Source organism: Pontiella sp. (genome assembly GCF_041622395.1).
Lineage (GTDB): Bacteria > Verrucomicrobiota > Kiritimatiellia > Kiritimatiellales > Pontiellaceae > Pontiella.
In genome coordinates, this window is sequence record NZ_JBFJYW010000211.1 from 1 (window position 1) to 6,978 (window position 6,978).

A 6,978-nucleotide genomic window follows, 5' to 3' on the forward strand; every position below is an offset into this window, starting at 1 on the left:
ACTGAACGGTTCCATGCGCTCGTCGCTCAAAAGCAGGTTGCGTAGCGGATGCACGGGGCAGGGGGCCGCCGCCAGGCGGTTGTAGACGACATAGGGCGTCGTGCCGCCGCTGAGCATCAGGTTGCCGGGCGTGCCCAGCGTTTGTCGCAACAGCTCCTCCGTTTCAAGGATCAGCGCTTCCGTCGTTTCGAATATGCGTTTCGTGATCATGTCGGCCAAGATAGCGGCTCGGCGTGCACGAGACCATCATTTTCCGGTTGCTCCTGCATTCGTAATCTTGCACCTTCGCGCGATGATAAAATTGATTCTCACCGCACTGATCAAATTCGTATCCATCCAGCCGCTGCCGATGGTTCGCGGTTGCGGCCGCGTTGTCGGGTTCGTCTTCGGCGATGTGCTGCGCCACCACCGCGACGATGCCATGGAGGCGCTCGAACGCTCGATGCCGGCGTTGTCGCCGCGCGCGTGCAAGCGCATCGTTCGGGACATGTACCGCTTGCAGGGCATCAACTTCATGGAGTTCATTTGGTACGCTTCCCATGGAATCGATACGGTGGCCCAGGCCGTGGAGGTCGTCGGCATGGAGCATGTGGATAAGGCGATGGAGCGCGGCAAGGGCGTGCTGGTGCTCACGGCGCACGTCGGCAATTTCGAGCTGATGCCCATGGCCTCCGTCGCGTTTGGCCATACGTTGAGCGTGATCGTCAAACGGATCAAAAACGATGCCGTCAACCAGGTGATCGAGAATCTACGCACCCACGAAGGGCTGACGTTCCTCTCCACCAAGCATGCCTACCGCGACTGCCTCAAGGCGCTGCGACGCAACGAAATCGTGGGCATGATCATCGATCAGAACATGACGCGCAACGAAGGGGTGTTCGTCGATTTCTTCGGCAAGCCCGCCTGCACGTCGCCGGGGTTGGCCTTCATGGCGGCGCAATCGCAGGCACCGGTGGTGCCCGCGTTCATCTACCGCAAGCCCGATGGTTCCTACCGTCTAAAGGTGCATCCAATGCTCGAGCCCCCGGCGGACCGCAAGCCGGAAACGATCCATGCGGCCACCCAGCTTTACACGAAGGTGATCGAGGACGCCGTTCGCGAGGCGCCGGAGCAGTGGATCTGGATGCACCGCCGTTGGAAAACCAAGCAACTCGAAGGGCTCTCCGGAAAAATGCGCGCCAAGGATTAGGGCGCGTCCGGGTGCGGATATTCAAAAAGCCGACCTCGATGAGGTCGGTTGCAGTCTCGGTTCGTGATTCGCCGCTGTTGGACGGCTTGGCGGACGGAGGAGTCCCCGACCTTTGGGCCATCGGTCAAAAGCAAGCGAGTCAACCGGTTCGGCTATTTTTCGGTCAGGTTGAGTTTGTTGCCGGATTCAACCCACTGCTGTAGGATGATCTTGCAATACTTGCTGACGGAAAGGTGCATCGACTCGGCGCGGCTGTTCAGTTCCTTCGCCATTTTCGCGTTCATGTTGATGCCGATGGTTTTGGTGCCTTTTCCAATTGGGTTCGTTGTCATTCTCTGCTCCTGTGTTTTGGGTGATAGAGTGCAAAGGTATAGGTCGTGAGCCATACAATTTCAAACCGTTTTCTTTGCAATGTGAGAAATTAAATACATCTAATGCGATGATGTTTATTGAAAGGTGCGTCGCCGGGGCGGTGGCTCCCGCGGCGGGGGCGTTATTGAAACGGGTTATAAATTGCGCCGAAACGGGAAACGGGGTTGCCCAAGTCGAGTGCGACGTTATTATCCCATCTCCTTTGTGCATAAATAGATTGGGGTTGAATGAAACTATGCTAAGCGAATTCCTCGTAATAACGATCGGGGCAATCCTGGTGAACAACTTCGTTCTGTCGAAGTTTCTGGGAATCTGTCCATTTTTGGGGGTCTCGAAAAAGCTGGATACGGCCTTGGGCATGTCCGGCGCCGTCATCTTCGTGATGACCCTCGCCTCGCTGGTCAGCTCGCTGATCAACACGTTCCTGCTGGTTCCGATGAAGCTGCAATATCTGCAGACGCTGGTCTTTATCGTCGTGATCGCCTCGTTGGTCCAGCTGGTGGAAATCATGTTGCAGAAGCTCAGTGCCAAGCTCTATGAGAGTCTCGGCATCTTCCTGCCGCTGATCACCACCAACTGCGCGGTGCTCGGCTGCGTGGTGCTCAACGCCAAGTCGGCGCCGGACTCGATCCAGTCCACCTGGTACGGCGCCACCATCTACGGCTTCTGCTCCGCCCTCGGTTTCGCCTTGGCGCTCATCCTCTTCTCCAGCCTCCGCGAAAAGCTGGATTTGGCCAATGTGCCCGAAGCCTTCGAAGGCACCGCCATCTCGCTCGTCACCGCCGGCATCCTCGCCATGGCGTTCCTCGGCTTCTCGGGCCTTGTTTAACGGGTTGTTCGACAAAATGATTATGGCCAAAATAATTAAAGTTGCGGTTGTTCAGGAAAATCATTTTGTCCGTAATTATTTTGTCAAAATCGATCCTGCACACACTAGCAGGCGGGAAATGGAGTTTTAATGATTACTGCAATTATTGCCGTAGGGATACTCGGTGTGGTTCTCGGTGTCGTGATCGGCGTCGTCGCGAAGGTGTTTGCCGTCGAAGTGGACGAGCGGATCGAACGGGTCGGCGAGCTGCTGCCGGGCGCCAACTGCGGCGGTTGCGGCTATGCCGGCTGCGCCGACTTCGCCAAGGCGGTCGTCGCGCAAGACGCCGTGCCCGGCCAGTGCCCGGTCTGTTCGCCGGAAGACGTGGTCAACATTGCCGACTATCTCGGCATCTCGGCCGAAGAGAAGGAGAAGCGGGTCGCGCTGGTGCGTTGCAGCGGCGACATCCCCAACACCGTCCGCTCGCTCTACAACGGCGTCCGCGACTGCCGTTCGGCCGTGCTCGTTGCCGGCGGCGCCAAGGGGTGCGACTACGGCTGCCTGGGATTCGGCTCCTGCGCCGACGCCTGCCCGTTCGGCGCCATCGAAATCCGCCAGGGGCTCGCCATCGTCCACAAGGAACTCTGTGTCGGCTGCGAAAACTGCGTTGCCGCCTGCCCGAAGAACTTGATCGTCATGGTGCCGGCCGCCGCCGAAGTGCACGTCTACTGCAACTCGCCCGAAAAGGGCGCGGTCAAGCGCACGGTCTGCAAGACCGCCTGCATCGCCTGCCGTAAGTGCGTCAAGGCCTCCGGCGAAGAGGACCACATGCTGGTCGACGGTTTCCTGATCCGCAGCAACTACGAAAACCCGCCGCAACCCGCGCTGGTCGAGGCCGCCGCGTGCCCGACCACCGCCCTGCGCATCGACTCGCAACACGCCGCCGGGGCCTATGAAGGAGCTTCCAAATGAGCGATAAGCCACGCAAGTTCAAGGGGGGCGTCCATCCCAACGATTCCAAGGCGCTCACGTCCCATAAGCCGATCAAGCAAGCCCCGTTGCTCGATGCCTACAAGGTGATCATGCACCAGAACATCGGTGCGCCGCCGGAGCTGCTCGTCAAGAAGGGCGACGAAGTCAAGAAGGGCCAACTGCTGGCGAAGGCGGGCGGCTTCGTTTCCGTGCCGCTGCATGCGCCGACCTCCGGCACCGTCAAGGCCATCGACAAAGTGCCCGGCCCGACGGGGATCAGCGTGCCCTGCATCGAAATTACGGCCGACGGCAACGACGAATGGGGAAGCCCCTTCGAGCCCATCGCCGATTGGCGGGCCACCGCCCCCGCCGAGCTCAAGCAGCGCGTCTGGGACGCGGGCATTGTCGGCATGGGCGGCGCGGGCTTCCCGGCCTACGTCAAGCTCTCCCCGCCCGATGGCAAAAAGATCGATACCCTCATCCTCAACGGCGCCGAGTGCGAGCCCTACCTGACCGCCGACCACCGCCTGATGCTGGAGAACGCCGAGGACGTCGTGCTCGGCGCGGCCATCACCGCCCGCATCCTGGGCCTCGACTGCGCCATTATCGGCGTTGAAAACAACAAACTCGATGCGATCGAGGAACTGAACAAGGTCGCCGCGAAATACAACGTCAAGGTCCAGGGCCTGCCGGTCAACTATCCGCAAGGCGCCGAAAAACAGTTGATCTACGCCATCACCGGGCGCGAGGTGCCCGTCGGCAAGCTGCCGATGGATGTCGGTTGCGTGGTGCAGAACGTCGCCTCCGCCGCGGCCATCGCCGACGCGGTCGTGAAGGGCATCCCCTCCATCGAGCGCATTACCACGGTCACGGGCAAGCCCGTGGTGGACCCGGGCAACTGGAAACTCCGCATCGGCACGCCCATTGAAAAGGTGCTCGAACTCGCCGGCGGCATCAAGGAACAGCCTGCCAAGCTGTTGCTCGGCGGGCCGATGATGGGCATTGCGCAGAGCTCGCTCGGCGTGACGGTCATGAAAAACACCTCCGGCGTACTGCTGATCGCCAACGACGAAGTTTCGCAATATACCTCCGAACCCTGCATCCGTTGCGGCCGCTGCGTCGATTGCTGCCCGATGGATATTCTGCCGGCCACCATCAGCCAGGCGGTCGAAAACAAGCGGTTCGACTGGGCGGAAAAACTCAATGTAATGGCCTGCATCGAATGCGGCTCGTGCAGTTATTCCTGCCCGTCGCATCGGCCGCTCAACCAGCAGTTCAAGCGGGCCAAGGTCGAAATCCAGGCCAGACTCAGGAAGAAGGGTTAACGTTTATGTCGGAAGAAACCAAATCTGTTCAACTGCCGGATCCGGCGAAGCTGGTGGTCAGCAACTCCCCGCACATGCGGGACAAGCCGACCATCGCCCGGATCATGTATACCGTCATCGGTGCGTTGCTGCCCGGTTGCGCGGTGGCCATTCTCTTCTTTGGCTTGGCCGCGCTTGAAGTGCTCGCGGTTTGCGTGTTCTCCTGCGTCCTGATCGAAGAGGGCTGGAACAAGCTGATGAAGCGTTCCTCCACCTGGAAGGACGGCTCCGCCATCCTGACGGGCTTGTTGCTCGGCATGAACCTCAATGCCGGAACCCCGTGGTGGATCTGCATTCTCGGCGGCTTCCTGGCCATCATTCTCGGCAAGCAGCTTTACGGCGGCCTCGGCTACAACCCGTTCAACCCGGTGCTCGTCGCCCGCGTCGGCCTGCTGATCGGCTTCCCCGGCATCATGACCACCTGGGACAAGCCGGATATGTGGCACATGGGCATCGACGGCGTCACCGCCGCCACGCCGCTGGGGCTTGCGCCCGGCGAAACCTTCGTGAAGGACATGCTGCTGGGCAACGTCGGCGGCTGCCTCGGCGAGACCTCCGCCATTGCGCTGATGGTCGGTGGCGCGATTCTGATTGCGTTCAAGCTGATCAAATGGGAAGTGCCGCTGATGTTCATCGGCACCGTTTTCGCGATCACGGGCGTTGCCCATCTGTTGAATCCCGAGGTCTACCACTCGCCGTTCGTGCATGTGTTTTCCGGCGGCCTGTTGCTCGGCGCCTTCTTCATGGCGACCGATATGGTGACCTCGCCCATGACCCACAAAGGCGCCTGGATCTTCGGCTTCGGCTGCGGCCTGATCACCAGCCTCATCCGCCTCTGGGGCGCCTACCCCGAAGGCGTCAGCTTCGCAATCCTCTTCATGAACGCCTTAACGCCGCTGATCGACCGCGTAACCATCAGTAAACCTTTCGGCTATGTGGCACCGGTGAAAGGGGAGGCCTAACCATGAGTACGCAGAAAATCAACATCCCCATGCTGGGGGCGTTTCTCGGCGGCGTGGCGGCCATTGCGGCGGCCCTGCTGTCGTTGGTCAACCATTCGACGGCCGGGGCGATTGCCCTGAACCTGCAGAAGAAAACCAATGCCGCGCTTGAGCAGGTGCTGCCCAAGTTCGACAACGTGCCGTCCGCGGAAACCGTCGTCCTCCGTTCCGATCTCGATTGGCCCGTCAAATACTACATCGCCCGCAAGGGCGGCGAGATCGTCGGCTATGCCGGCGAGGTCGTCACCCCGGAAGGCTTTTCCGGCGACGTCACCGTCATGGCCTCGCTCAAGACCGACGGCTCGGTCGACAAGGTGATCGTGACCGCCAACAGCGAAACGCCCGGCCTGGGCACGGTGGTGACCGACCGCAAGGTGCAGAAGACCATCGTCGATCTCTTCAAGGGCGGCGAAAGCGCAACCGGGCTTGCCCCGAACGCCTACCTCGACTGGTATGCCGGCAAGAAGGCCGAGGCCGACCGCTGGAGCATCTATAAGGAAGACAAGGGCGAAGGCATCAACGGCAAGACCGGGGCAACCATCACCAGCCGCGCCATCTGCGGCGCCGTCCATGCCATCGGCGCAACCGCCGTCGATCATCTGGATCAACTTTCCACGGGAGCAGAAAAATGATGAAGGAATTTAGCAAGGGCCTTTGGAAGGAAAACCCGGTGCTGGTGCTGCTGCTGGGCATGTGCCCGACGCTGGCCGTAACCTCGAGCGCCACCAACGGGCTCGGCATGGGGATGGCAACGCTGTGCGTGCTGATGTGCAGCAACGTCGCGATCTCCGCCATCCGCAAGATCGTGCCGAAGAAGATCCGTATTCCGGTCTACATCGTGGTCATTGCCACCTTCGTGACGATCGTGGACCTGCTCATGCAGGCCTACGCGCCGACCGCGCTGTATGAAGCGCTCGGCATCTTCATTCCGCTGATCGTGGTCAACTGCATCGTCTTGGGGCGCGCCGAGGCCTTCGCCTCCAAAAACGGGGTGCTCAAGTCGCTGTTCGACGGTCTCGGCATGGGGCTGGGCTTCACGCTCGCGCTCGTCGCCCTCGGCGGCACCCGCGAATTCCTGGCGAGCGGTTCGCTCTTCCAGATCAAGTTGATCCCGTGTTGGGACATCGATTTCATGTTGATGACCTCCGCGCCCGGCGCCTTCATCATCCTCGGCCTCTTCCTCGCCGGAATGAACCTGATGAACATCCGCAAGGCCAAGCGGGAGGGCAAGTCCTACAAACCCGCCACCATGGATTGCAGCAGCTGCAACAT

General features: G+C 60.6%; 8 protein-coding genes and 1 pseudogene. 7 read left to right on the forward strand and 2 right to left on the reverse strand.

What is annotated here, in order from left to right:
* Positions 1-219, reverse strand: a pseudogene (locus ABYO54_RS11995) (hypothetical protein); the annotation flags it as partial.
* Here ABYO54_RS11995 and ABYO54_RS12000 point away from each other — a divergent pair.
* A complete protein-coding gene (locus ABYO54_RS12000) occupies positions 209-1,189 on the forward strand; it encodes a lysophospholipid acyltransferase family protein (protein ID WP_372808493.1) in 981 nt (326 codons plus the stop codon). The pseudogene ABYO54_RS11995 and the gene ABYO54_RS12000 overlap by 11 nt on opposite strands.
* Positions 1,190-1,341: 152 nt before the next feature.
* Here the strand turns inward: ABYO54_RS12000 and ABYO54_RS12005 are convergent, their stop codons facing one another.
* Positions 1,342-1,521, reverse strand: coding sequence for a hypothetical protein (locus tag ABYO54_RS12005; protein ID WP_372808494.1), 180 nt, complete (start codon positions 1,519-1,521; stop codon positions 1,342-1,344).
* A gap of 275 nt (positions 1,522-1,796) precedes the next feature.
* On the opposite strand from ABYO54_RS12005, the gene rsxA reads away from it, so the two are divergent.
* The 6 genes from rsxA to rsxE all read left to right on the forward strand — a co-directional run.
* A complete protein-coding gene (rsxA, locus tag ABYO54_RS12010; protein WP_372808495.1) occupies positions 1,797-2,390 on the forward strand; it encodes an electron transport complex subunit RsxA in 594 nt (197 codons plus the stop codon).
* Positions 2,391-2,519: 129 nt separating this feature from the next.
* Positions 2,520-3,341: an RnfABCDGE type electron transport complex subunit B gene (locus ABYO54_RS12015; protein WP_372808496.1), complete on the forward strand. Its 822-nt coding sequence runs from the start codon at positions 2,520-2,522 to the stop codon at positions 3,339-3,341.
* On the forward strand, positions 3,338-4,666 hold the full coding sequence (rsxC, locus tag ABYO54_RS12020; RefSeq protein WP_372808497.1) for an electron transport complex subunit RsxC: 1,329 nt from the start codon (positions 3,338-3,340) through the stop codon (positions 4,664-4,666). Before ABYO54_RS12015 ends, rsxC begins: the two co-directional genes overlap by 4 nt.
* Positions 4,667-4,671: 5 nt before the next feature.
* Entirely contained in the window at positions 4,672-5,667 is a 996-nt protein-coding gene (locus tag ABYO54_RS12025) for an RnfABCDGE type electron transport complex subunit D (protein WP_372808498.1), read from the forward strand.
* 2 nt (positions 5,668-5,669) lie between these two features.
* Positions 5,670-6,338 (forward strand): RnfABCDGE type electron transport complex subunit G, encoded by a 669-nt coding sequence (locus ABYO54_RS12030; RefSeq protein WP_372808499.1) that lies wholly within the window; start codon positions 5,670-5,672, stop codon positions 6,336-6,338.
* Positions 6,335-6,978: electron transport complex subunit RsxE (gene rsxE / locus ABYO54_RS12035; protein WP_372808500.1), on the forward strand; the 644-nt coding region annotated here is incomplete at its 3' end. The genes ABYO54_RS12030 and rsxE, both read left to right, overlap by 4 nt.

Coding starts and splice junctions, on each gene's coding strand:
- ABYO54_RS12015 (WP_372808496.1), top strand. CDS start 2,520: ATGATTACTGCAATTATTGCCGTAGGGATACTCGGTGTGGTTCTCGGT.
- rsxA (WP_372808495.1), top strand. CDS start 1,797: ATGCTAAGCGAATTCCTCGTAATAACGATCGGGGCAATCCTGGTGAAC.
- ABYO54_RS12030 (WP_372808499.1), top strand. CDS start 5,670: ATGAGTACGCAGAAAATCAACATCCCCATGCTGGGGGCGTTTCTCGGC.
- ABYO54_RS12025 (WP_372808498.1), top strand. CDS start 4,672: ATGTCGGAAGAAACCAAATCTGTTCAACTGCCGGATCCGGCGAAGCTG.
- rsxC (WP_372808497.1), top strand. CDS start 3,338: ATGAGCGATAAGCCACGCAAGTTCAAGGGGGGCGTCCATCCCAACGAT.
- ABYO54_RS12000 (WP_372808493.1), top strand. CDS start 209: ATGTCGGCCAAGATAGCGGCTCGGCGTGCACGAGACCATCATTTTCCG.
- ABYO54_RS12005 (WP_372808494.1), bottom strand. CDS start 1,521: ATGACAACGAACCCAATTGGAAAAGGCACCAAAACCATCGGCATCAAC.